Annotated in this window: 18 protein-coding genes; all 18 read left to right on the top strand. The window is 63.3% G+C overall.

What is annotated here, in order from left to right; all coding sequences use genetic code 11:
* Window positions 1-13: 13 nt before the first annotated feature.
* Window positions 14-274 carry a hypothetical protein gene (locus tag HNQ39_RS07700; RefSeq protein ID WP_184193370.1) on the top strand — a complete coding sequence of 87 codons (261 nt, stop codon included), beginning with the start codon at window positions 14-16 and terminating at the stop codon, window positions 272-274.
* Window positions 275-350: 76 nt separating this feature from the next.
* Window positions 351-2,831: a type I pullulanase gene (gene pulA, locus HNQ39_RS07695; protein ID WP_184193368.1), complete on the top strand. Its 2,481-nt coding sequence runs from the start codon at window positions 351-353 to the stop codon at window positions 2,829-2,831.
* A complete protein-coding gene (locus HNQ39_RS07690; protein WP_184193366.1) occupies window positions 2,828-4,435 on the top strand; it encodes a sulfatase-like hydrolase/transferase in 1,608 nt (535 codons plus the stop codon). The genes pulA and HNQ39_RS07690 overlap by 4 nt, the downstream gene beginning before the upstream one ends.
* Window positions 4,410-5,840 carry a sulfatase family protein gene (locus HNQ39_RS07685; RefSeq protein WP_184193363.1) on the top strand — a complete coding sequence of 477 codons (1,431 nt, stop codon included), beginning with the start codon at window positions 4,410-4,412 and terminating at the stop codon, window positions 5,838-5,840. The genes HNQ39_RS07690 and HNQ39_RS07685 overlap by 26 nt, the downstream gene beginning before the upstream one ends.
* Window positions 5,837-7,339, top strand: a complete 1,503-nt coding sequence (locus HNQ39_RS07680; protein WP_221289881.1) for a sulfatase — start codon at window positions 5,837-5,839, stop codon at window positions 7,337-7,339. The genes HNQ39_RS07685 and HNQ39_RS07680 overlap by 4 nt, the downstream gene beginning before the upstream one ends.
* Window positions 7,336-7,653 (top strand): hypothetical protein, encoded by a 318-nt coding sequence (locus HNQ39_RS07675; RefSeq protein ID WP_184193361.1) that lies wholly within the window; start codon window positions 7,336-7,338, stop codon window positions 7,651-7,653. The genes HNQ39_RS07680 and HNQ39_RS07675 overlap by 4 nt, the downstream gene beginning before the upstream one ends.
* A 6-nt stretch (window positions 7,654-7,659) precedes the next feature.
* Window positions 7,660-8,301, top strand: a complete 642-nt coding sequence (locus HNQ39_RS07670; protein WP_184193359.1) for an SMI1/KNR4 family protein — start codon at window positions 7,660-7,662, stop codon at window positions 8,299-8,301.
* Between the two features lie 48 nt (window positions 8,302-8,349).
* Window positions 8,350-8,880, top strand: a complete 531-nt coding sequence (locus tag HNQ39_RS07665; protein WP_184193357.1) for a hypothetical protein — start codon at window positions 8,350-8,352, stop codon at window positions 8,878-8,880.
* Between the two features lie 72 nt (window positions 8,881-8,952).
* Window positions 8,953-9,501 carry a hypothetical protein gene (locus HNQ39_RS07660; RefSeq protein ID WP_184193355.1) on the top strand — a complete coding sequence of 183 codons (549 nt, stop codon included), beginning with the start codon at window positions 8,953-8,955 and terminating at the stop codon, window positions 9,499-9,501.
* Between the two features lie 36 nt (window positions 9,502-9,537).
* Window positions 9,538-11,070 carry an arylsulfatase gene (locus tag HNQ39_RS07655; RefSeq protein WP_184193353.1) on the top strand — a complete coding sequence of 511 codons (1,533 nt, stop codon included), beginning with the start codon at window positions 9,538-9,540 and terminating at the stop codon, window positions 11,068-11,070.
* A 176-nt stretch (window positions 11,071-11,246) separates the two neighbouring features.
* Window positions 11,247-14,246, top strand: coding sequence for a tetratricopeptide repeat protein (locus tag HNQ39_RS07650; protein ID WP_184193352.1), 3,000 nt, complete (start codon window positions 11,247-11,249; stop codon window positions 14,244-14,246).
* A gap of 3 nt (window positions 14,247-14,249) precedes the next feature.
* A complete protein-coding gene (locus HNQ39_RS07645; RefSeq protein WP_221289880.1) occupies window positions 14,250-15,806 on the top strand; it encodes an L-serine ammonia-lyase, iron-sulfur-dependent, subunit alpha in 1,557 nt (518 codons plus the stop codon).
* Window positions 15,803-17,140, top strand: a complete 1,338-nt coding sequence (locus HNQ39_RS07640) for a sulfatase (protein ID WP_184193351.1) — start codon at window positions 15,803-15,805, stop codon at window positions 17,138-17,140. The genes HNQ39_RS07645 and HNQ39_RS07640 overlap by 4 nt, the downstream gene beginning before the upstream one ends.
* Window position 17,141: 1 nt before the next feature.
* The gene (locus tag HNQ39_RS07635) at window positions 17,142-19,292 is read left to right on the top strand and encodes a family 20 glycosylhydrolase (RefSeq protein ID WP_184193350.1); all 2,151 of its coding nucleotides are present in this window, start codon (window positions 17,142-17,144) and stop codon (window positions 19,290-19,292) included.
* Between the two features lie 11 nt (window positions 19,293-19,303).
* On the top strand, window positions 19,304-21,130 hold the full coding sequence (locus HNQ39_RS07630) for a sulfatase-like hydrolase/transferase (RefSeq protein WP_221289878.1): 1,827 nt from the start codon (window positions 19,304-19,306) through the stop codon (window positions 21,128-21,130).
* 83 nt (window positions 21,131-21,213) lie between these two features.
* Entirely contained in the window at window positions 21,214-23,160 is a 1,947-nt protein-coding gene (locus HNQ39_RS07625; RefSeq protein WP_221289876.1) for a sulfatase-like hydrolase/transferase, read from the top strand.
* A 1-nt stretch (window position 23,161) separates the two neighbouring features.
* A complete protein-coding gene (locus HNQ39_RS07620) occupies window positions 23,162-23,599 on the top strand; it encodes a nucleoside deaminase (RefSeq protein ID WP_184193347.1) in 438 nt (145 codons plus the stop codon).
* Complete coding sequence (locus tag HNQ39_RS07615) at window positions 23,596-24,951, top strand: arylsulfatase (RefSeq protein WP_184193346.1); 1,356 nt, start codon at window positions 23,596-23,598, stop codon at window positions 24,949-24,951. The genes HNQ39_RS07620 and HNQ39_RS07615 overlap by 4 nt, the downstream gene beginning before the upstream one ends.
* Window positions 24,952-24,970: the final 19 nt, after the last annotated feature.

The raw sequence follows: 24,970 nt of genomic DNA, 5'->3' as shown, positions 1-24,970 counted from the left end.
AAGAGCCTGCCCCATGAAAGACCGAACGGGAAAAGACTGGGAGGGCTGGGCCTTTACGTTCTGCAAGGCCGCGTTTCTCGTGCTGATCTTCACGGGGAAGTACGCCCTGCTCGCGCTCTCCGGACTCTCCGCGATCTGCTACATCATCGCCGCGGCAAAGGGCGTGCGCGAGTGGCGCTGCTGGGCCAAGCCGCCCTGGGTGACACTCTTCTGGTGCCTGGTGTTTGCCGTCGAGCTGGCCCGCCACACCGGGCACTTACACCTTACCCCCTAACCCCCGCCCGGCGGGGGAATAAGCTCCCCCGTCGGACGGGGGCGGGGGGGGGGTGGCCGCTGGGTACAATACCCGCATGCTACGCCGCAACCCTGCCCTGCCCGTCCCTGCCCAGCCCGCGTTCCTCGATGCGCTCGATGAGATCCGCTACTGGCTCCCCCAGTCGCTCACCCCTGAGCGGCTCGCGCCACGCTTTCGCGTGCGGGTCGGGGCGCAGAGTATCCCTGTGGTGGCGGTCTCCGGTGGCGAGCCAGCCGCGCCCGTCCGCGATCCCAACAACGTGGTTCTGGCGGGGACGATCCAGGTAGCTTTGGGCGGGCGCGAGTGGAACCCCGCAGGCACGGAGACCCAGCTGACACGCCTCGCCGAGGGCGTGTACGAGCTGGTTGTCTCGCTCCCGGCGGGTAGCTACGCCTACAAGCTCACGCGCGGGGGCTCCTGGGACGAGAACTACGGCGCGGGGTTCGTGCCGGGCGGGGCCAATATCGCGCTGACCGTGCCCAAGGCCCAGCTCGTGCGCTTTGTGGTGGACTTCGGCAAGAAGACAATTCAAGACTCGATCAACCAGCCCGCTACTGTCCCCCTGCCCACCGCGCTTCCCGAGCGCTCTAGGGCCGCGGCACCCCCGGCACGCTTTCAGTCCGTGCGGCTCCGGCTAGCGCGTAAGCTGACCGCGGCAGAGGTCGCGCAGCCCCTGCGTGTCCAGTTCGAGCGGGAGCCCGAGCGCGTGGTCTACGTCCGCGAGGCCCTCTCGGACCCGCTGTTTCACTACGCAGGCGGCGATCTGGGGGCACACTGGAGCCGCACCCAGACGACCTTCACGCTCTGGAGCCCGGTGGCGGAGCAGGTGACCCTGGTACTGGGAGAGAAGCGGCATGCGCTGAAGCGGGGCACGGCGGGAGTCTGGCGTGTGACGGTTCCCGGCGACTGGCACGGGACTCCCTACCACTACGAGCTCCGCTCCTACGGCCAGAGCCGCCGCGCCGCGGATATCTACGGGGTCGCCGCTACGGCCGACTCAGCACGCTCCGTCGTTGCCGATCTGAGCCGCACCAACCCGCCGGGCTGGCCCGCCCCGCGCCCGTTCGTCGGCAAGAGAGCCACCGATGCCCTTGTCTACGAGCTCCATGTCCGGGACTTCACGATCCATCCGTCGAGCGGTGTCAAGCCCGAGTGGCGTGGCAAGTACCTGGGGCTCGCCCAAAAGAGCGAGTACCTGGCGCGACTCGGGGTCACCCACGTCCACCTGCTACCGATCCAGAACTTCAACGCCGCCCACTCCAAGACCTACAACTGGGGCTACGAGACCACACTCTTCAATGTCCCTGAGGAGCAGTACGCCACCCAGCCCGACGGCGACCCACTCGCTCGGATTCGGGAGGTCAAGACCCTGATCGCGGCGCTGCAAAGGCGTGGCTTGGGGGTGGTCTTGGACGTGGTCTACAACCATACGGTCCCCAGTGAGGGCGCCCTCTCCGCGTTCTGGGAGTGCGTCCCCTACTACTACTTCCGCAGCAACGACAAGGGCGAGCTCCTCAATGAGTCCGGGGTGGGCAACGCCCTCCACGACGAGCGCCCGATGGTGCGAAAGTTTATCCGCGAGAGCCTGGCTCTCTGGGCACGGGAGTATAGAATCGACGGCTTCCGCTTCGACCTGCTGGGGATGTTTACCAAGGAGACGGTCGCCGAGCTGGCCAAGGAGATTCGCCGCCACAACCCCGCCGCGCTGATCTACGGCGAGCCCTGGACCGGGGGCGGACCGCTACGCTTTGGCAAGGGTGACCAGCGCGGGCTCGGGGTGGCGGTCTTCAACGACCACTTCCGCAACGCCCTGCGCGGCGAGCTCGATGGCCCCGGCGCGGGCTTTTCGCACGGGGGACGGGTGGAAAGACCCGCGCTGGAGCAGGCGGTCAGTGGCTCGCTGGCAGACTTTGCCGCCGCCCCCACGGAGACCGTGAACTATGTCTCCGCCCACGACAACATGACCTTCTGGGACAAGACCGCCCTGAGCCTCCCCAATGACCCCGCACTCCAGCGCGCCGCTGTCAAGCTCGCCCATGCCGCCGTGCTGCTCTCCCAGGGGATTCCGTTTCTGGAGGGGGGGATCGAGCTGGGGCGCACCAAGGGAATGAGCCACAACTCCTACGACGCCGGCGACACGGCCAATCAGTTCGACTGGGCACGCGGGGAGCGCTTCGCCGATATCCATGCCTATCTCGCGGGCCTGATCGCCCTGCGCCGCGCCCACCCAGCGCTTCGTCTGCACACCGCGGAGCAGGTAAAGAGTACCCTCACCTTCCTGCCCCTAGAGAACGGGGTCGCGTTTCGGGGGATCGCGTTTCGCCTGGAGGGCAGGCGTGTCAAAGACCCCTGGTCCGAGATCATTGTGGCCCTGCACCGGTTCAAAACCCCAAGCACGTTCACGCTCCCCCCTGGCCCCTGGCAGGTCGCGGTGGATGCGCAGACGGCGGGAACACGTAGCCTCGGCACGGTGGAAAACCGCTTGACACTTGCCCCGCTTTCGGCTACCGTACTCTTTCGTAAGGAAACCCCATGAAGCTTCTTCTCTCTCTTGTCTCTCTGGTTGCTCTTGCCACACTGACCGCCCCAGCGCTGGCGCAGAGCAAGCCCAATGTCTTGTTTATCGCGGTCGATGACCTGCGCCCCGAGCTAGGCTGCTATGGCAACACAGTCATCAAGTCCCCCAACATAGATCGTCTAGCTAAATCAGGCATGGTCTTTCAGCAAGCCTACTGCCAGCAAGCGGTCTGCTCGCCGTCGCGCAGCTCGCTCCTCACCGGGCGGCGACCCGATGCGACCAAGGTCTGGGACCTGGTCACCCACTTCCGCACGGCGCTCCCCGATACGGTCACCCTCCCGCAGTACTTCAAGCAACAGGGCTACCACGCCGCCGGGCTGGGCAAGATCTACCATGGTGGCTACGACGATGCACCGTCGTGGAGCGTCCCCCACTGGACCCCCAAGACCAAGGAGCTGGACACCACCAAGAGCCATGCCTACCTCGCCACCGACAAGGCCGAGGAGCAGCTCCCCGATGGTGCCGTGGCCGCCGAGGCGATCTCCCGGCTCAAGGACTATAAAAAATCTGGGCAGCCGTTCTTTCTCGCGGTTGGGTTTGTCAAGCCGCACCTGCCCTTTGTCTCCCCCAAGAAGTACTGGGACCTCTACGACCCCGCCAAGATTCCCGGCGGCGATAGCGACACGCTCCCGGAGGGTGCCCCCGCATTTGTCGGCCACGACAACGGCGAGCTCCACGGCTACGGCAATATCCCCGCCGGCAACCCGATCTCCCCTGCCGTCTCCCGCGAGCTGCGCCACGGCTACTACGCCGCGATTAGCTACATGGACGCCCAAGTTGGCAAGCTCCTCGACACGCTCAAGGCGGAGGGACTCGATAAAAACACGATTATTGTCCTCTGGGGCGACCACGGCTGGCAGCTAGGCGACCATGGGCTCTGGCACAAGCACACCAACTTCGAGCGCGCCACCCACGCCCCGCTGATTGTCAGTGCGCCGGGCATGCCCAACGCGGGCAAGACCACCCCGGCTCTGGCGGAGTTCGTGGATATCTACCCCACCCTCGCCGAGCTGGCAGGGCTTCCCCAGCCGACAGGCCTCGATGGCAAGAGCCTCAAGCCGATCCTCGACAACCCGAGCGCGAGTGTCCGTAAGGTGGCGCTCAGCCAGTACCCGCGTAGCGCCGACGGCAAGCCGGTGATGGGCTACAGCGCCCGCGACACCCGCTGGCGCCTAACCCTCTGGCGGGACCGCACAAGCGGCGCGACGGTCGCCACGGAGCTCTACGACGAGAAAAACGACCCGAAGGAGAGCGTCAATGTCGCCGCCAAGCCGGAGAACGCCGCCGTGATCGCGGAGCTGACACGGGAGCTCGACACGGCCTATGCAAACCTAGGTGCCCCTGTCCCCACCACCAAGAACGCCAAGACACCGCAAAAAGCCGCCACGGACCGAGTCGCGCTCTTCAACCGGAAAGATACCAACAAGGACGACCAGCTCACCTACGACGAGTTCATGGCCGGCCAGCCCGACCCGGAGCAGGCCAAGGAGCGCTTCAAGAAGTTCGATACCAACAAAGATGGGAAGCTAAGCCGCGATGAGTTTATCAAGCAAGGGAAGTAGGCAAGACAGTCGGCCCAATATCGTCCTGATCTACACCGACGACCTGGGCTTTGGCGATGTAGGCTGCTACGGCGCAAGATCCGTTAAGACGCCCCATATCGACCGGATTGCCCGTGAGGGGCTGCGCTTCACCGATGCCCATGCGCCGTCGGCGACCTGCACGCCGTCGCGCTACGCTCTGCTCACGGGCGAGTACGCCTGGCGCAAGCCGGGCACGGGGGTGCTTCCTGGCAACGCGGCGCTGATTGTCGAGCCCGGCCGTACGACAGTCGCGTCGGTGCTCCAAAAAGCGGGCTACGCCACGGGGATCGTGGGGAAGTGGCACCTCGGGCTGGGCGCGACCGGCGGGCCGGACTGGAACGAGCGGATCGCCCCCGGCCCGGGTCAAGTCGGCTTTGGCTACCACTTCCTCATGGCCGCGACCGGCGACCGAGTCCCCTGTGTCTATATCGAGAACGAGCAGGTGGCCGGCCTGACCAAGACCGACCCGATCCAGGTGCGCTACACCAAAGAGAACTACGACGGCGAGCTCGACGGTGTCCGGGATCGTGCGGGCCTGAAGATGGACTGGAGTAATGGCCACAACAACGCCGTGGTCAATGGAATCGGGCGGATCGGCTACATGAAGGGCGGCAAGTCCGCGCGCTGGATCGACGAAGACATGGCGGAGGTGTTTACGAAGAAAGCGGTCGCCTTTATCGAGAACAACAAAACCAGGCCCTTCTTCCTCTCGTTCAACACCCACGATATCCATGTCCCGCGTGTCCCCCACCCCCGTTTTGTCGGCAAGACTCCGATGGGCCCACGCGGCGATGCCATCGCGGAGCTGGACTGGTGCGTCGGGGAGATTCTGAAAACATTAGATAAACTCAAACTGACCCAAAACACCCTCCTGATCTTCTCCAGCGACAATGGGCCGGTGCTCGACGATGGCTACAAAGACAGTGCGGTGGAAAAGCTAGGCGACCACAAGCCCGCGGGGCCGTGGCGCGGTGGGAAGTACAGCCTCTTCGAGGGCGGGACGCGTGTCCCGTTTCTCGTGCGCTGGCCCGCACGTGTCAAGCCCGGTGTCTCCGACGCGCTGGTCTGCCAGGTTGATTTTCTGGCGTCGTTTGCCGCCCTCACCGGCCAAGGCTTCGACAAGCGCACCGCCCCCGATAGCGAGAACACGCTCGCGGCGTTTCTGGGCGAGTCCAAGACCGGCCGCACGAGCCTGGTCGAGCACGCCAACACCCTCACCCTGCGCGAGGGGAGCTGGAAGTTCATCAAGCAAGGCCGCCAGCTCTACGACCTCGCCACCGACCCCGGCGAGACCACCAATCTCGCCGCAAAACTCCCCGAGCGCACCGCTGCCATGGCCGCCGCGCTGGAGAAAATCCGCGGCGTGGGAGCGTCCCGACCGTGAAGCTCGCCCTGATTAGCTTGGCACTTCTGGGAACCGCATTGTCCCCCCGCCCGGCGGGGGTTAGGGGGGAGACCAACCGCTACAACGTGTTGTTTATCGCCATCGACGATCTCCGGCCCGAGCTGGGGTGCTACGGCGTTAAAGAGGCGCAGTCGCCGAACCTGGATAGACTCGCCCAGTCGGGGATGGTCTTTAGCCGCCAGTACGCGGTTGTCCCGACCTGTGGGGCATCGCGGTATGCCCTCCTGACCGGGCGCTCGCCGCGCAGTACAGGAGTCACGGCCAACAACGAGGCGTTCTATCCCGGCAAGACTGCCCTCGACACGCAGCTCCTCCCCGGTGCTCAGAGCCTCCCGGAGCTCTTTCGGCGCAGCGGCTACCAGACGGTCGATATCGGAAAGATCTCCCACACCGCCGATGGCCGGGTCTATGGCTACAATGGCGCGGGCGACGGTCGCCCGGAGCTGCCCCATGCCTGGGACGTGCTCCCGACCCCGTTTGGCACGTGGCAGCGCGGCTGGGGAGTCTTCTTCGCCTACGAGGGCGGCAAGCACCGCGAGGACGGCCAGGGGCACAACGCCCTGATGGAGTTCACGGCCAAGAGCGACGACGACCTCCCCGACGGCCAAATGGCCCACGAGGCGATTGCGCAACTGAAAGGCTTTAAGCAGTCCGGCAAGCCATTCTTCCTTGGGCTAGGCTTTTTCAAGCCGCACCTGCCCTTTGTCGCGCCCAAGCAGGACTGGGACGCGTTCGAGGGCAAGCCGATCCCTCTGCCCCCCTCCCCGCTCAAGCCCGCCGCGCCCTACTGGCACGCGAGCGCCGAGTTCTATAAGTATGCTCTACCCTTCCCCAAAAAGCAGCCGCTCGACGACGACGCGGCCCGGACGGCGCGGCGGGCGTATCTGGCCTGCGTCCGCTACACCGACCGGCAGGTGGGAAAAGTTCTCGATGCGCTAAAGTCCGAAGGGCTCGATAAAAATACAATTGTCGTGGTCTGGGGCGATCATGGCTGGCACCTGGGCGAGCAGCAGATCTGGGGCAAGCACAGCCCCTTCGAGCGCGCCGTTCGGAGCACGCTGATCGTCCGCGCCCCCGGAGTCGGCCCCACGGGAAAGGCCAGCGATGCTCTGATCGAGAACGACGACCTCTACCCCACCCTGGTCGAGCTCTGCCAGCCACGCTTCACCAAGACCCACTACCCGCTCGATGGCAAGAGCTTCGCCCCCGTCCTCGCCGGGCAGCAGCGCACCGTCCGCGACTCCGCGCTCAGCTACTGGCAAGACACCATCACCGTCCGCACCGCCACCCACCGCCTGATCGCCCGGCGCACCAAGGACGGTAAGGGCTTCACCGACATCGCCCTCTACGATCTCACCAAAGACCTCGACAGCACCGAAAACCTCGCCGACACCAACCCCACTCTCCGCGATGCGCTCCTGAAAATGCTGCCGGTCGCGCCGAAGCCTACCCCATTGTCAGCAAGGGAGAAGCCATGAGTGGGAGACGCCCCCCCTTCCAGCTCATGCCAGAGCACAGCTACAAACCACAGGAGTTTGTGCATCGCCAGCCCCTCCTGAATGGGCCGGGCTGGGCCTACTCCATCGAGCACCTTCCCTCGGGGATCGTGAAGCATGTTTACTACCGCCCCGAAGATGAGAAACCAGACTTCGCGGAGTTTCGTCTCTTTGCGGAGCTCGTGAGTGAGCTTCTAGAGAAAAACATCCCGCCTCAGCCGCCAAAAATCGGAGTCAAGAAAATCGGAAAGCCGCGCTGGAGCAAGGCCGAGAAAGAGGCACATGAGCAAGGGTGAGAGAAAATGACTACTACTGACGACTCCCACGCCTGGTTAAAAACCGTCCGTGAAGGTATCGCCGAGCTTACCCAACACTACGGTGGATACTGGAGACGCGAGAAGATTGTCTTGGGCTCTTGTCCCACTGAGAAAGAACTCGCCGTACGCGAGCAAGGACTAGGAATCCGCCTCCCCGAAGACTACAGAGATTTCTTGCTCCACATCGGCAATGGCGGCTTTGGTCCCGATCTCGGGCTCTCTGTTTTCCCGCTTGGCCCCAACGATCCGTCCCTTGAACATGGGAGTCATTGGCCCTCGATTCCCGAACACGAAGAGGTCATTGGGAGTCCCTTTCCCCACACCAAAGCCAGGCACTTCTTTACCGACACGCCACCCGATGACTGGGAAGTCCTTACCGGCTTCCTTGAGCTCGGCGACCGGGGGTGCGGTATGTATAGCATCTTAGTCGTCTCCGGCGAAGAGTATGGTCATGTCTGGCAGACAGACGAGTACGGAGTAGGTCCTTATGAAGAAGGGTACCGTTTGACAAGTCTCATCGGCAAACTCCTCTGGCCCCCAATCCGGCCCCATCGTTACACCTTCAAGGACTGGTACCTAGACTGGCTCCAAGCCATGCTCAACACCGCCCGTCGTTCCGCGCCATGATTCCCCCTCCGAGGGAACGCTGGCGGAATAATAAGTGTCCTTTTGGGTATGGACTTCGCTGCGCTCTACCAGACGATCTTTCGAACCGATACGACCGCCCCCGGCTACGCCCTAGTTCCCGTGCCGGAAGATCGCTCTCTGTCCAATGCTCTGGCGTGGGTTCGGGAGGGGCTGGAGGCAGTTCAGGGTAAGCCCTTCGGCGTCGTACACCAGACGGAGTTCGACCAGCAGGTGACCACACGCTTCCACCGCGACGGCGGCCCCGACGAGTCGTTTCTCTTTCTGGGCTACGCCCCCACGGGGGTTCACAGTGTCGTACGAATCGCGGATCATGTGCGGGCCGCCGCCGCGCACCACCTCACTCCAGAGGCGTTTCTCAGCACATTTCCGCCTCTCTCGCCGCGCTTCTCCGAGGTTCTGGCCCCGTTTGTGACCGCCCTCACAGACTTCGACCACACTCGCCCCCAGCTCTTGCTCCTCAACAATAGCGTGGCCACCGGGGTTCTCCACCAAGCCACGATTCCAAGCCCCGACCCAGCACTCTCGCGCAAGATACTCTCCTGGATGCTCACCCCGTAAAGCTCTCCGCCCCGTTTGGAGAAAGGCCACACCGAAGCAGGACATTACCGTGAAAGAGCAGAACGTCTCTCCATGCATCCCGACGATCCACGCTGGCAAGAGATTCGCGGGCGCTGGCTTTCCCAGTACGAGCGGGGCATTCTCACCGAGGCGGAGTTTCGCACGCTGGATAGCTGCACCCTCCATCTGCAGCTCGTCACCCCGACACCAGAAGAGCTGACTCTGGAGCTCGGGTTTTACAACCACTCCGATACGACGGTGCCTTGCTCGTTTCTTCTGGAGGATAGCTACCACCAGCAAGCCGCTTTCCGACACCTCCATGTTTTCCGGGTTCTCGAAGACAACCAGAGCATCGTAAGCTTCGGGGCGAGCCATGTTCCCTGGATAAAGACTTTCCCTTCCTTCTCTCCCGACCGGCAGAGCTTACACGGCGGCCTGATCGCCCCCAAAACGCAGCGGACGTTCCGTATTCCGGGCACGCTTCAGGGGACACGGCTGGAGCTTCGTTTCGGCGATGCATTCGCGGTAGAGTACCGAGTCACCCCCGGCACGACGTACCAGTTCCGCTTTTACTGGAGCGAGCTACTTTCCAACACGGTAAGCTGGACGGCTCCCTCTTAGGAAGGACTTCCCCGGCTTGGAGCCGAACCTGTTCCCATGAACGAAACTCGCGAGGCCCCACGGCCCAATGTGGTGCTGATTCTCGCCGATGACATGGGCTGGTCCGATCTAGGCTGCTACGGCTCGGAGATCAAGACACCGAACTTGGATAGCTTGGCAAAGAACGGCCTGCGCTTCACCCAGTTCTACAACACCGCGCGCTGCTGGCCGAGCCGGGCGGGGCTGCTGACGGGCTACTACGCCCAGCAGGTGCGCCGCGACACGGTGCCGGGAGTTAAGAGCGGCGTGCAAGGGACGCGCCCGGAGTGGGCGCCGCTGCTCTCGACACGGCTCAAGGCGCTGGGGTACCGCTCCTACCACTCGGGGAAGTGGCATATCGACGGCAAGCCGCTGCAGAATGGCTTTGAGCACAGCTACAGCCTCGACGACCACGATAGATACTTTGCGCCGCGCCAGCACACGCTCGACGACAAGCCGCTGGCGCCGATTGGGCCCAAGGACGGCTACTACGCGACCACCTATATCGCCGAGCACGCCATTCGCTGCCTCAAAGAGCACGACGCGCAGCACAAATCCCAGCCGTTCTTTACCTATCTGGCCTTCACCGCGCCGCACTTCCCGGTCCAAGCCCCGCCGGACGATATCGCGCGCTACAAGGACGCCTACCTCAAGGGCTGGGACGCCCTCCGCGAGGTGCGCTACAAGAAGCAAGCGGCGCTGGGGATCGCCGCCAGCAAGCTCTCCGAGATCGAGCGTGAGGTCGGGCCGCCCTATCCCTTCCCGGATGCCATCAAGAAGCTCGGTCCCAACGAGGTCAATCGGCCCGTGGCGTGGGAGACACTGAGCACCGAGCAGAAGCACTTCCAGGCCACCAAGATGGCGATCCACGCCGCGATGGTGGACCGCATGGACCGGGAGATCGGGCGCGTGCTTGCCCAAGTAAAGGCGATGGGCGCAGAGGAGAATACCATCGTCCTCTTCCTCTCCGACAACGGCGCGAGCGCGGAGATGATGGTGCGCGGCGACGGCCACGATCTCTCGCTCCCGATGGGCGCCGATGGGACGTTCTTAAGTATCGGCCCCGGCTGGTCCAGCCTCTGCAACACCCCGCTCCGGCGGCACAAGACCTGGGTGCATGAGGGCGGCATCTCCACCCCGCTGATCGTGAGCTGGCCCAAGGGGATCAAAGAGAAAAACACGCTCCGCACCACCCCAGCGCACCTGGTAGATGTCGTGCCGACGATCCTAGAGCAGGCCGGAGGAAGCACTACCCTGGGCCACGCCGCGCCGGGAAAGAGCCTCACGCCACTCTTCACCGCCGACAGTGGCCTCACCCACGACTCGCTCTGGTGGGCGCACGAGGGGAACCGGGCACTGCGGGTCGGGGACTGGAAGATTGTCGCGGCGGGAAAAGAGAGCCCGTGGGAGCTCTACAACCTCAAGGAGAGCCGCGCGGAGACCGAGAACCTGGCGGCAAAGCACCCCGAGCGCGTCAAAGAGCTGGCCGCACTCTGGCAGGTGCAGTGGGATGCCTACGCTAAGCAGGCACTGGAAAATAAGTTGCCCTAGACAAGAGCCGCAAGAGCCGCAGGATAAATCCTTCGGCTTAAGAGGGCGACGGCGACCTTCGTCGCCAGCGAGTTCCCTGGGCACGAAGGTGCCCGTAGCCCCCTCAAGCCCAAAGACTCGTTCTTAGGGCTCCCCCGGGCTTGCTCGTCAAGCTAGTGGGCGAAGTATAATAAACCATGGCGATTCCCCGCGGCACGATCACGCTCCTCTTCACCGATATCGAAGGTAGCACCAAGCTCTGGGAGGGCCATCCCGAGGCGATGCAGACGGTCCTCGCTCGCCATGATGCCCTGCTCCGAGAGGCGATTGAGGCACACACAGGCTTCGTCTTCAAGACCATCGGCGATGCGTTCTGCGCCGCCTTTGCCACCGCGCCCGAGGCAGCCCAAGCCGCTCTCGACGCGCAGCTTGCCCTCGCCCTGGAGGTATGGCCGGAGCCTCTCACGCTTAAAGTGCGTATGGCCCTGCACACGGGCGCGGTCGAGAGCCGCGATCGTGACTACTTTGGCCCGCCGCTTAACCGAGTCGCACGCCTGCTCTCGACCGGTCACGGGGGGCAGACGCTTCTGACACAGGCAACGCAAGAGCTCGTGCGCGATAGCCTGCCACCCACCGCCACGCTCCGTGATCTGGGAACACACCAGCTCAAAGACCTCGCCCGCCCCGAGCAGATCTACCAGCTCCAGCACCCCAGCCTCGCCGAGAGCTTCCCCGCGCTCAAGTCGCTCTCGACCCACCCCAACAACCTACCACAACAAGTCACGAGCTTTATCGGACGAGAGAAAGAGCTGGCGGAGGTGCAGGAGCGGCTCGCCCAAACGCGCCTGCTAACCCTCACCGGGGCGGGGGGCAGCGGCAAGTCTCGGCTCTCGCTCCAGGCTGCTGCCGATCTGCTGGAGCGCTTCCCCGACGGTGCCTTTCTGGTCGAGCTGGCCCCCCTCGCCGACCCGGACTTGGTGGTGCAGACCGTGGCGGGTGCGTTGGGCCTCAAGGAAGAGACCGGCCTACCAATCCTAAACACGCTGGTCGAGTCTCTTAAAAACAAGCAGCTCTTGCTGCTTCTCGATAACTGTGAGCATGTTTTAGATGCCAGTGCCAAGCTCGCCGATGCGCTGATCCGCAGCTGCCCCGACCTGAAGATTCTCGCCACCAGCCGCGAGGGCCTGGGAATCGCGGGGGAGTCCACCTACCGGGTGCCATCGCTCTCGCTCCCCGACCCCAAACAAACCCAGACGGCAGAGACGCTCTCGCACTTCGAGGCCGTCCGGCTCTTCATCGACAGAGCGCTTCAGACCCAACCAACCTTTGCCGTCACCAACGAAAACGCTCCCGCGCTTGCCTCGATCTGCTTTCGCCTCGATGGTATTCCCCTCGCCATTGAGCTTGCCGCCGCCCGCGCCCGCTCGCTCTCGGTGGAGGAGATCAATACCAAGCTCGACCAGCGCTTCCGCCTGCTCACCGGCGGCTCACGCACGGCCTTGCCACGCCAGCAAACCCTGCGCTCGCTCATCGACTGGAGCTACGCGCTCCTCACCGCGCAAGAGAAGCAAGTGCTGGAGAGCCTCTCGGTCTTTGCGGGGGGCTGGACTTTGGAGGCAGCGGAAGCTGTCTGTGTGAGCGACACGGTGGAAGACTGGGAAGTACTCGACTTGCTCACGTCGCTGGTGGACAAGAGCCTTGTCTTAGCGGAACAGAAGCACGGACACACGCGCTACCGCATGCTGGAGACCATTCGGCAGTACTCCCGCGATAGACTCCTCGACAGGGGAACCGGCAGCGCGGTGCGTGAGAAGCACCTGGACTACTTCCTGGCGCTCGCAAAAGAAGCCGAGCCAAAGGTGAGGGGCGCGGAGCAGAACAAGTGGCTAAACACTCTGGAGGAGGAGCATGAAAACCTGCGCCTGAGCCTAGAGTGGGCGCTCCAGGATGAGGGCGGCGAGAAAGCCAGCGCCCTGAGCCTGAGCCTGGCAGATTTCTGGGTTCTTCGGGGCTACCATGCAGAAGGGCGTGAGTGGTTGGAGCAAGCTCTAGCAAAGCCTCATGCACAGCCACGAACCCAATGTCGCGCACGGCTCCTGATGAATGTCGGCGACTTCGCCTGGTATCAAGCCGATAACCGTATTGCACAGGCACATTTTGAAGAGTGTCTAGAGCTTGCCCGTGAGCTTGGCGACAAGAGAATTATTGCCTACGCGCTCCGTGGAACGGTTGCGAACACGACCAGCTATGCAACAAAGCGTACCCATTACGAAGACAGTCTCGCACTTTTCAGAGAGGTGGGCGATACCTACGAGACATTCATGGCTTTACTCTATTTGGGTGGGTTGGAGCTAGCCGACGGAAATCTTCTCCGCGTAAAAGAAATCGCAAACGAGTGTCTCGCCCTATCTCATGTACTGGGCAGTCCGGCGCTCATTGCCTCTGCCTTTACGCAGATGGGCAATGTGGCGAAGCGTGAAGGCAATCTACAGCAAGCGCGCACCTACCACGAAGAGAGCCTGCGCCTCAGGCGAGAGGGTAGTGAGAAGCACCTCATGGCGATCTCTCTGGAGCACCTGGGGATGATCGCTCTCGAACAGCAAGACTATCCTAATGCCATGGTTTATTTTGAAGAGAACCTCCGCCTTCAGACAGAACTGGGGGGCAGGACGAAGGGAATGCGTGGGAAAAGCTTCCTGGGGATGGTCGCCTTTTGTCAGGGGGATTATGCCGGAGCGCGCTCGATCTATGAAGAGAGCCTTGCCCTTGCCCGAGAAATGGACAATGTCACCGGCCGAGCAAGCACCGCTTTCTCTGCCTGTGCTTTGGGACACGTCGCGTGCTTCCAGGGAGACGATTCCACCGCCCACGCATGTTTCCACGAGAGCCTGGCGATCTGCCAGGAGTATCTTCAGGAGCGGCGCTTGTGTCTTTCCTACGTCCTGACCGGCTTTGGACTGCTGGCCTTGAGCGCACACGATATTCTCTGCGCGGCGTGTCTCTGGGGAGCAGGGGCCAAATTACGCGAAGGGATAGACAGCCCCATGACTCTGGCCCCACAGAACCAGCTAGAGATGAAGTATGCCGCCGCCCGTGCCGTGCTAAACGACGATACCGCCTTCGATGCCGCGTGGCAGGAAGGCCGTGCGCTGACCTTAGAGCAAGCCATTGCCCTTGCTCGAGAAACGAGCTCTTAAATCATGCTAGTTAGTATCTTCAACGATGTTTTAGGCCCCGTGATGCGCGGGCCGTCGAGCTCCCACTGCGCGGCGGCGCTTCGGATCGGGCGGCTGGCGCGGGACTTGATGGGCGGCAAGATCGAGAGAGTGCTGGTGGAGTTCGATAGAAGCGGCTCGCTCCCGACCACGCACGCCAGCCAGGGCTCGGACATGGGGCTCTTTGGCGGTCTGCTCGGCTGGGACGCTGCCGATGAGCGCCTGCCAGACTCTGCAATAGCACTGCGCGACGCCGGAATAGAACTCTCCATTGAGACGGTCGATGTCGGAGACCCGCACCCCAATACCTACCGCCTGACCCTCTCCAATGCCACGGAGACACACACGCTCCACGCCATCTCCACCGGCGGCGGGATGATCGAAGTGATTCAGATCGACGGCCAGCCGGTCTCGCTCTTTGGCGATCAGGAAGTGTGTGTGGCGGGGCGCACGCTGCATCCCGTCCTCCCCGTGCTCACCCTCCCCAGCTCCACCGTCCCCTTCAAGAGCGCCCTTGGGATGCTGCGCTATATCGAGAGTAACCTCTCCCCGAGTGACCTCTCCCCCAGCCCCTCTCCCGGGCGCTCGTCCCTCGCTGGGAAAGGGGAGCAAAGCCCCTCGTACTCCCCCTTCCCCAAGGAGGAACGACTGCCCGCACCCAGAGGGTACCCGGGGGGCAGGGGGGAGAGGTTCTCCGAGGAGACGCCTCTCTGGAAGCTCGCGGCGCAGTACGAGATGCAGCGTGGCGGGCTAACCGAGGACGAGGTGCTTGCTAAAGCCCTCAACCTCATCCAGATCCTGCGCCGCTCGATTGCGCAGGGACTCGCCGGGACGCACTACGACGACCGAATTCTGGGGGCACAGAGCCCCGGCTTTGCCGCAAAGCTCGCGGCGGGGCAGCTCCTCAACGGCGGCGCCCTCAACCGGATCGTGCTCTATGTGACGGCACTGATGGAGGTGAAGAGCTCCATGGGCGTGATTGTCGCCGCGCCCACTGCTGGTGCCTGCGCCGCGCTCCCCGGTGCTGTGATCGCGATGGCAGAGGAGCTGGGGCTTGATGAAAGGGAGATGGCGAAGGCGTTTCTGGCCAGCGGCCTGATCGGGGTGTTTATCACGACCCGCTGGAGCTTTGCGGCAGAGGTCGGGGGCTGTCAGGCGGAGGGCGGCTCGGCGGCGTGCATGGCGGCGGCCGCCCTTGTCCAGCTTGGCGGGGGGACGCTCACGCAATCGCTCGCGGCTTCGTCGATGGCCTTGCAGAACATGCTCGGCCTGATCTGCGACCCGATCGCCAACCGGGTCGAGGCACCGTGCCTGGGTAAGAATGTCATGGCCGCCAGCAACGCTCTCTCCTGCGCCAACATGGCCCTCGCCGGCTACGACCCGCTGATCCCGCTAGATGAAGTGATCGAGACCGCCAAGCGTGTCTCCGCCCAAATGCCCCGCGAGCTGCGCTGCACCAACCTCGGTGGCCTCTCCATCAGCCCCACGTCGCAAGCCATCGAAGAAAAACTTCTCCAGCTTCAGCTCAGGAGACAGAATTGATACGCCCTAATATTGTCTTCATCCTCGCCGATGACCTCGGCGTGCTCGACCTCGGGTGCCAGGGCAGCAGGTTCTACGAGACACCGAACTTGGACCGCTTGGCAAGGGAAGGGATGCGCTTCACCAATGCCTACGCCGCGTGCCCGGTCTGCTCCCCCACACGGGCATCGGCGCTCACGGGCAAGTGGCCGCAGCGCACCGGGGTCACCGACTACATCAACGAGCAAGTGGGCAAGCTCGGCGGGACAAAGCCGGGCTTCCCCTTGCTCTGTCCCCCCGCGGCAGACAAGCTAAGCCTCTCCGAGATCACGATTGCCAAAAAGCTCAAAAGCGCGGGCTACGCGACGGGCCTGGTGGGCAAGTGGCACCTCGGCGGCAAAGAGACGCTCCCGGAGAACCATGGCTTCGACTTCAGTGTGGGCGGCGATGACCGAGGCGGCAATGCCCATGTCGGGCCCAGCAAGCTCCACAACCTAGAGCTCAAGACAGGCGAGTGGCTGATGGACCGCCTCACCGATACGGCCATTGAGTTTGTCGCGCAGAGCAAAGACAAGCCGTTTCTGCTCTGGTTCACCCCCTACGACCCCCACACGCCGCTGATCGGCAAGCCCGAGCTGGTGAAAAAGTACGAGGCAAAGGCCGCCACACTCACGGCAGAGTTTCGCGACGAGCCCCCACGCAAAGACCGCCGGACACAGACACACGCGGTCTACGCCGCGATGCTGGAGGATCTGGACCGCAACCTCGGGCGGCTCTTTGCGACACTTCCTGAGAACACACTCGTCCTCTTTACGTCGGACAACGGCGGCCTCTCGACCTCGGAGGGCTCCCCAACCAGCAACGCGCCGTACCGGGCGGGCAAGGGCTGGCTCTACGAGGGCGGTATCCGTGAGCCGCTTCTCGTGAAGTGGCCGGGTGTCGTCAAGCCAGGCACCACCAACGACTCCCTCACGATCACCTGCGACTTCTTCCCAACCTTTCTGGAGGCCGCCGGCCTGCGCCCAGAGGCACTCGATGGGGCGAGCCTCGTGCCGGCCCTCAAGGGCAAGCCCCTTGCACCGCGCCCACTTTTCTGGCACTATCCGCACTACGGCAACCAAGGCGGTGGGATGGCCGCCGCCGTCCGCGACGGTGACTGGAAGCTGATCGAGTGGTTCGTCATCGAGCGTATCGAGCTCTACAACCTGAAATCGGACCCTGGTGAGCAGAAAAACCTCGCGGCGCAGGAGCCGGGACGCGTGAAGGCGCTCCAGGCAAAGCTCCACGCCTGGCAGAAATCCGTGGACGCCAAGTTCCCTATCAAAAACCCCAACCCCAAGAGTGAGGCAAAGTAACGTGCTTTTAACGACCCTGCTAGCAAGCGCCCTAGCCCTGACAACGCAGCCCCTCCGCCCCGCACTGTCGCTGATCCCCAAGCCGGTCTCGGTCACCCAAGTGAGCGGCGCGTTTGTGCTGGATGAGAAGGTGACCATCGGCACCGATGTCGCGAGCCGTCCGGCGGCGCAGCTCCTCTCCGGCTGGCTGAAGGCGACCACGGGGCGTGAGACCAAGGTCGGTGGGCGCGGTAGTATCTCGCTGAAGGTGAACCCAGCGCTCACCAACCTCGGCAGCGAGGGCTACCAGCTCGAGGTCAGCTCTAAGGGCGTGGGCTTGAGCGCCCCCAAGTACGCCGGGATTGTCAATGGCCTCCAGACCTTTCGCCAGCTCTGGCCGACGGGAAAAGCACCGCAATTCACGCTTCCCGCTGTCAGGATCGAGGACCAGCCGACCTTTGCCTGGCGCGGGATGATGCTGGATGTCTCGCGCTACTTTATGGACAAGGCCTATGTCCTGCACTTCTTAGACATCATGGCTGCCCACAAGCTCAATGTTCTCCACCTGCACCTGATCGACGATGCGGGCTGGCGGGTGGAGATCAAAAAATACCCCAAGCTCACCCAGATCGGGGGCTTTCGCGGCGAGGGCGCGGCGCGCGAGGGCGGCTTCTACACCCAGGCCGATATCAAGGAGATGGTCGCCTACGCCACGGCACGCAATATCACGATTGTCCCCGAGATCGAGCTCCCCGCCCACACGCTCTCGGCGGTCTGTGCTTATCCGTGGCTCGCCTGCACCGGCAAGCAGCACACGATGCCCACTGTCCACTTCATCTCCGACGATCTCTACTGCGCGGGGAAGTCCACTACCTGGGCGTTTCTCAAAGATGTCTTCGACGAGCTCTGCGCGCTTTTTCCGTCGCAGTATATCCATATCGGCGGCGATGAGGCGCAGTACAGCAAGTGGAGGGCCTGCCCGGACTGCCAGAAAAAGAAAGCCGAGCTCGGGCTCGCCGATGAGAAAGCGCTCCAGGGCTGGATGACCCGCGAGGTCGAGGGGATGCTCGCCAAGAAAGGCAAGCGCATTCTGGGCTGGAACGAGATCCTGCGCTGTGGGGTCAGCACGACCGCGGGGATCATGGCCTGGAACGATGCCAAGGCGGCGGGCGATGCGGCGCGGGGCGGCAACCCGGTCGTGGTGGCGCTGACCACGCGCTGCTACTTCGACATGCAGCAGAGCAAGCTCCGCGGGGAGCTCCCCGGCGCGGGCTGGAGCAACCCCGTCACGCTGCAAAATGCCTACGACTGGGACCCCATGCCCACCAATCTGGACGCGGCGCAGCAGAAGAACATCCTTGGCGTGCAGGGCTGCCTCTGGACCGACATGTTCCTCCACAAGCCCGAGATCAAGAAGCCCAGCCCCGCTGCCTACTGCGACTACTACCTCCTCCCCCGCGCCGCCGCCCTCGCCGAGGTGGCTTGGACCCCGCAGGCCCAGCGCCGCTTCCCGGACTTCACCGAGCGCATGAAGCGCCAGTATGTCCGCTACACCGACTCCGGCTGGAACTTCCGCCTGCCCCTGCCCGAGCTCACGCACAGCGGCGACACCGTCACCGCAACCTGCCCGATCGAGGGCGGCACGGTGCGCTACACCACCGACGGCACCGATCCCACAGCCAGCTCCCCGGAGCTCAAGGGCACGGTCACGGTCGCGCGCTTCGAGGACCTCAAGGCCATCACGCTCGCACCCGACGGCAAGCGCACCAGCCTGATCTTCGAGACGCTAACACCGACGAATCCATTCAAGCAATACGGCACCAAGCTCGGGGAGTGGAAGTCCGGCAAGGTTGGCGACCGCAAGGCGATCCCTGTGGACTTTGACGTCTCCAAGCTGATCTCCGGCAATGGGACTTACCAGATTACATTTGTCTACACCAGCGGCCGGGAGCGACTGGATATCGACAAAGTGGAGGTCTTTCGCAACACCGAGACACTCGCCCTCGCCACCGACCGACACCATGGCTTCACGGGCGGCGCGACCAAGGACAATGTCTACACCCTCAAGCTCGAAGGCTTCGACCCCAGCGCCTCGTACACCCTCCGCGCCCATATCTACGGCGACGAAGGCAGTGACTCCAATGGGGTTGTGCTAATCAAGAAAGTAAACTAGATATGCCCCCCATGGTTCCTCCTACCCTAGGAATGGATCGCCCCAATATCGTCTTCATTCTCTCCGATGATCTGGGGTGGGCAGATACGGAGCTGTACGGCAAGACAAAGCTCTACAAGACCCCGAACTTACTGCGCCTCGCCAAGCGCGGGATGGTGTTCTCACGCGCGTACTCGGCGAGCCCGCTGTGCTCCCCGACGCGGGCGAGCATTCTGACGGGACAGAGCCCGGCCCGAATTGGGATTACGGCCCCCAACAGTCACCTGCCCGAGGTAAAGCTGGCCGCATCGGTGCAGAAAAGCGCTCCGGCGACGTCAAAGGCCTTGCAGTGCGAGAGTGCGACGCGGCTGAATACAAGCTACGTCACGCTGGCAGAGACGCTGAAGTCTGCCGGGTACGCGACAGCGCACTTTGGTAAGTGGCACCTAGGCGCGGAGCCGTACTCGCCGCTTCAGCAGGGCTTTGAGGTGGATCTGCCGCACACCTCCGGCCCAGGTCCCGCAGGAAGCTTTGTCGCGCCGTGGAAATTCCCCAAGTTCTCGCCCCGTACACCAAACGAGCATATCGAGGATCGGATGGGCGACGAGGCCGTGGCCTGGATGACGCAGCACAAAGACAAGCCGTTCTTTCTCAACTACTGGCAGTTCTCGGTGCACGCCCCATTCGATGCCAAGAAGTCGCTGATCGAGAAGTACAAAGGGGTGGTAGACCCGAAAAGCCCGCAGCGCAGCCCCACCTACGCCGCGATGGTGGAGTCCATGGACGACAGCATCGGCAAGCTCCTAGACGCACTGGATCGCCTGGGGATCGCAGACAAGACGGCGATTGTCTTTCTCGCGGACAACGGCGGCAATATGTACAACACGGTCGACGGCACCACGCCCACCAGCAATGCCCCGCTCCGAGGCGGAAAGGCGACGGTCTATGAGGGAGGGATTCGTGTCCCATGTGTCGTGAGCTGGCCCGGAGTCACCAAACCAGGAGCACGCAACGACGAGGCCATTATCCAGAGCACGGACTTCTACCCAACACTTCTGGAGCTACTCAAGCTCAAGCCCGAAGCAAGTCCAGTCTTCGATGGGCGCAGTATCGCCCGCGCTCTGAATGGAAAAGCGCTCGCGCCCAAGCCCATCTTCACGTTCTTTCCCCACAGCCCCAACGTCCCCGACACGCTCCCGCCCGCCGTCACCGTGCACTCCGGCGACTGGAAATTAATCCGGCTCTTCCACCAAGGAGAAAACGGCGCACATGCCTACCAGCTCTACAACCTCAAGGACGATCTGAGCGAGACCAATAACCTCGCGGCCAGCCAACCGGAGCGGGTCAAGCAGCTGGATACGTTGATCGAGGGATTTCTCAAAGATACCAAGGCAGTCGTGCCCCTCCCCAATCCCACCTACAACACAAAGGCAAAGCCCGAAGCCGCCGCCCCACCTGCAGTTGATCCCCTAGGAGGCTGGAAAGCACGTGGCTGTGAGGCAGTCGTCACAGACGGCGCGCTTACCGTCACAGGGGCTGGCCCCACGCCGTTTCTGGGGTTCGCCGCAGGAAAAATCGGCGGCCCGACGACGGTCTCTCTGCGTGTAAAGAGTTCAGGCGGAGGCCCGGGCAAGGTCGAGTGGCTCCCGACACCGCAAGCCACCGACAAGGCAAAGTCGGTCGGCTTTACGCTTCAGGCAACGGGAGAGTGGCAGGAGCTCACTATCACGCTGCCCGCCGAAGGCACCTTGGGCATCCTACGGCTATATCTCCCCGCACAAAAAGCCCCGCTCACCGTGGATTGGATTGAGGTCAAACCAACCCAAGGAAAATCCCAACGCTGGAATTTTGAAAAATGAAAAATGAAACCATCCTCCCGCACGATAAACGTGGGGCTCTAGGGCGTTCTCCGTCCTGGCAACAAAACAAGCCAAATATCATCGTGATTCTTGTGGACGACATGGGCTTTGCCGATATTGGCTGCTACGGCTCGGAGATTCCAACCCCCAACCTAGATGCGCTGGCCAGAGATGGAGTGCGTTTTCGACAGTTCTATAACACCGCACGCTGCTGCCCGACGCGGGCAACACTGCTCACGGGGCTCTATGCCCACCAAGCGGGCGTCGGGCACATGGTGGAGGACAAGGGGCTTCCAGGCTACTCCGGGCACCTCAATGACCAGTGCGCGACCCTGGCAGAGGTGCTAGGACCAGCGGGCTACTTCACGATTATGTGTGGCAAGTGGCATGTCGGGCAGAACCTGGGGGTGGTGCCCTGGAAGCGCGGCTTTGAGCGCTCGCTGAGTGCCGCCGCAGGGGGTTTCTACCAGCCGGGTGATGAGAAGGCGAAGCTCTTTCTCAATGGCCAGCCCAACCCGCCGCTCCCCAAGAGCTGGTACTCGACCGATCTTTGGACCGAGTACGGGATTACGTTTATCGACGAGGCACGCGCCGCCAAGAAGCCGTTTTTTCTCTATCTCGCCCACAACGCGCCGCACTTTCCGCTCCAAGCCCCCGCGGAGGATATCGCACGATTCCGCGGCAAGTACCGAGCGGGCTGGGACAGGCTGCGCGAGGACCGCCTTGCAAGACAAAAACAGCTCGGGCTGGCGGAGCCTGACTGGACACTCGCGCCCCGCCCCGAGACGGTTGCGGCCTGGGAGAGCCTGAGCGAGACGGAGAAAGACCGCTTCGACCACCTTATGGCGACCTACGCGGCGTGTGTCTGGCACATGGATAAAGCAGTAGGGACACTCGTGGCCGCCCTCAAAGAGCGGGGCGAGCTGGACAACACGCTGATCTTGTTTATGAGCGACAACGGAGGCAATGCAGAGTCCGGGCCAAACGGAAGGACACAGGGCGACCCGAGTGCCCCGACATCGGACTGGTACTGTGGACAGTCGTGGGCCTGGCTCCAGAACACGCCGTTTCGCGAGTACAAGCACTACACCCATGAGGGAGGCATCTCGACCCCCCTGATCGCCCACTGGCCCACCGGGATTCCGCGTCGCCGCAACGGAGCGTGGGAGTCGCAGCCGGGGCACCTGATCGACATCATGGCCACCGTGGTCGATGTCAGTGGCGCTCGCTACCCCACGGGTAAGGTCAAGCCCATGGAGGGGGTCAGCCTGCGCCCCGCGTTCTTGGGCAAGCCGCTCGCTCGGACACAGCCTCTTTTCTGGGAGCACGAGGGCAACCGCGCCATCCGTGAGGGGCGCTGGAAGGCAGTCGCAAAAGAAAACCAGCCCTGGGAGCTCTACGATATCGAGAGGGACCGCAGCGAACGGACAAACCTCGCCTCCCGCGAGACGGGGCGAGTCACGGCCCTGGCGGCAAAGTGGGATGCCTGGGCCGCGCGTGCCAATGTCCTCCCGCTGGGTGGCTGGCGCGGCAAGAAAGGCGCGGCGGAGAAAACCTCAACCAAGACACGCTTCACGCTCAAGGCAGGCGAGCATCTCGACCGGGCCGAGGCACCCGCAATCGCCAACCGAGCCTTCACCATCACCGCGAGCTTCGACACCAAGACGGCACGCGACGGGGTGATTGTCGCACAAGGAGGCTCGGCGCTGGGCTACTCCCTCTTCCTGGAGGACGGCAAGCTGGTCTTTGCCTTTCGCACCAAGGCTGGGGTAACCCGCGTGGCGACACCAGAGACCGTGATGGGAGCCCATACAGCGCGGGTGGAGGTGACGAAAAACGGTGCGCTCCAGCTGAGCCTGGATGGCACGCGTATCGGGGAGGCGGTGGGAAACGGGCCGCTGGCGACACTCCCCACCGATGGCCTGGATGTGGGAAGCGATACCGGGGGGAAAGTCGTTGCCTACAAACAGAGCGATGTGTTCACGGGGACGATTACATCGGTCGTGATTGAGCGGGAGAGCGCCACCTAAAATGCAAACGGATGCCGAGCACCTCCTGGAGCTGATCGCCTTCACAAAGCCCTACGAAACGCCCTTTGGGGCGCGGATCGTTGACTCGGCGACGGGCACGGTTCTGCTTCAGGTGGTCAACCAGGTCGCCGAGAACAACGATCCCACCGCTCATGCGGAGCTGCTCGCCGTGCGGCTCGCCTGTCAGCAGCGGCAGAGCCCTTCCCTCGCGGGCTTTACGCTCTACTCGACCTGTGAGCCCTGCCCGATGTGCATGGGGAGCCTTCTCTGGGCGGAGCTGGACCGAGTTGTCTTTGGCGCGACTATTGCGGATGCGGCAAGGCACTACGCCCAGATCTACATCCCCGCCCAGGAAGTAGCCCAGCGCAGCGACTTTCAGACAATTGTCGAGGGGCCGCTCCTCCAAGCGGAGTGCTATACTCTTTTTCCAAAACCATGAAACCCAATATTATCGTTGTCCTCGCCGACGACCTAGGCTACGGCGAGCTAGGCTGCTTTGGCCAGAAGCTCATCCCGACACCGCATCTCGATACGATGGCGGCGGAGGGGATGAAGCTGACCCACTTCTACGCCGGAGCGCCGGTCTGTGCGCCGTCGCGCTCGGTCCTGATGACGGGGCTCCACACCGGCCACACGCGGGTTCGGGGCAACGCTGGGCCGACCAACCCAGCGGCGCAGCTGCTCCGAAAAAGCGATCTGACGGTGGCAGAGGCGCTAAAATCCGCAGGCTATGCCACGGCGCTGGTCGGCAAGTGGGGCCTCGCCAACGAGGGCGAAGAGGGTATCCCAACCAACAAGGGCTTCGACCACTTCTTCGGCTACCTCAATCAGACCCACGCCCACAACCCCTACCCGCCCTTTCTGCTACGTGGGGAGAAGCGGGTCGCGCTGCGCAATGTGAAGCACCCCGCCTGCCCCGAGGCGCAGTGGAAGACCGGCGCGGGCTGGGCGGGCGAAAAGTGCGACTTCGCCCCCGATCTCCTGGCCGACGAAGCCCTCAAGTGGGTAGAGGCGCACCACAAGCAGCCGTTCTTTCTCTACTGGTCGCTCATCACGCCCCACGCCAACAACGAGGCGACCCGTGGCACGGGCAACGGCCAAGAGGTTCCCGAGCTGGGTACCTTCGCCGACAAGCCCTGGCCCGCCCCCGATAAAGCGCACGCTGCGACAGTTGCTCGGCTCGATGCCGACATGGGGCGGCTCTTTGCTCTGCTCAAGCGGCTCAAGATAGACAACAACACGCTCGTGCTCTTTACCAGCGACAACGGCCACCACCGTGAGGGCGCCAACAACCCCGCGCTCTTTGCGGCCAGTGGCCCGTTCCGTGGCCTCAAGCGCGACCTCTACGACGGTGGCATTCGGGTCCCGACCATCGCGCGCTGGCCGGGCAAGGTCGCTCCGGGAACGCAGAGCAGCCATGTCAGCTCCTTCGCCGATCTCTTCCCCACCCTGACCACGCTCATAGAAGCCCCCCTGCCCCCCAAGACCGATGGGATTAGCTTCTTGCCGACCTTGCTGGGCAAGCCAGGGCAGCGGGCGCACAAGACACTCTACTGGGAGTTTCACGAGGGTGGCTTCTCGCAGGCGGTGGTCATGGACGCGCGCTGGAAGGCGCTTCGCACCAAGCGCCTCGATGCCCCAGTCGAGCTCTACGACCTCGCAAGCGATCCCGGTGAGACCCGCAACCTCGCCCAGAGTAACCCTGCGCTCGTGCAGCGTGCCAAAGACCTCTTCCGCACCGAGCGCACCGACCTGCCCGAGTGGCCCATTACGGAGGCTCCTGCCAAATGAAAACACATTACGATTTCCC

The sequence above is a fragment of the Armatimonas rosea genome, from assembly GCF_014202505.1.
Taxonomy (GTDB): Bacteria; Armatimonadota; Armatimonadia; order Armatimonadales; family Armatimonadaceae; genus Armatimonas; species Armatimonas rosea.
The sequence above is the reverse complement of the archived record's forward strand: the minus strand, read 5'-3'. Positions and strand labels throughout refer to the sequence as shown.

Bases quoted from the DNA above. Each gene is read 5' to 3' on its own strand.
- HNQ39_RS07700 (WP_184193370.1), top strand. From the start codon at position 14: ATGAAAGACCGAACGGGAAAAGACTGGGAGGGCTGGGCCTTTACGTTC.
- pulA (WP_184193368.1), top strand. From the start codon at position 351: ATGCTACGCCGCAACCCTGCCCTGCCCGTCCCTGCCCAGCCCGCGTTC.
- HNQ39_RS07690 (WP_184193366.1), top strand. From the start codon at position 2,828: ATGAAGCTTCTTCTCTCTCTTGTCTCTCTGGTTGCTCTTGCCACACTG.
- HNQ39_RS07685 (WP_184193363.1), top strand. From the start codon at position 4,410: ATGAGTTTATCAAGCAAGGGAAGTAGGCAAGACAGTCGGCCCAATATC.
- HNQ39_RS07675 (WP_184193361.1), top strand. From the start codon at position 7,336: ATGAGTGGGAGACGCCCCCCCTTCCAGCTCATGCCAGAGCACAGCTAC.
- HNQ39_RS07670 (WP_184193359.1), top strand. From the start codon at position 7,660: ATGACTACTACTGACGACTCCCACGCCTGGTTAAAAACCGTCCGTGAA.
- HNQ39_RS07665 (WP_184193357.1), top strand. From the start codon at position 8,350: ATGGACTTCGCTGCGCTCTACCAGACGATCTTTCGAACCGATACGACC.
- HNQ39_RS07660 (WP_184193355.1), top strand. From the start codon at position 8,953: ATGCATCCCGACGATCCACGCTGGCAAGAGATTCGCGGGCGCTGGCTT.
- HNQ39_RS07655 (WP_184193353.1), top strand. From the start codon at position 9,538: ATGAACGAAACTCGCGAGGCCCCACGGCCCAATGTGGTGCTGATTCTC.
- HNQ39_RS07650 (WP_184193352.1), top strand. From the start codon at position 11,247: ATGGCGATTCCCCGCGGCACGATCACGCTCCTCTTCACCGATATCGAA.
- HNQ39_RS07645 (WP_221289880.1), top strand. From the start codon at position 14,250: ATGCTAGTTAGTATCTTCAACGATGTTTTAGGCCCCGTGATGCGCGGG.
- HNQ39_RS07630 (WP_221289878.1), top strand. From the start codon at position 19,304: ATGGTTCCTCCTACCCTAGGAATGGATCGCCCCAATATCGTCTTCATT.
- HNQ39_RS07620 (WP_184193347.1), top strand. From the start codon at position 23,162: ATGCAAACGGATGCCGAGCACCTCCTGGAGCTGATCGCCTTCACAAAG.
- HNQ39_RS07615 (WP_184193346.1), top strand. From the start codon at position 23,596: ATGAAACCCAATATTATCGTTGTCCTCGCCGACGACCTAGGCTACGGC.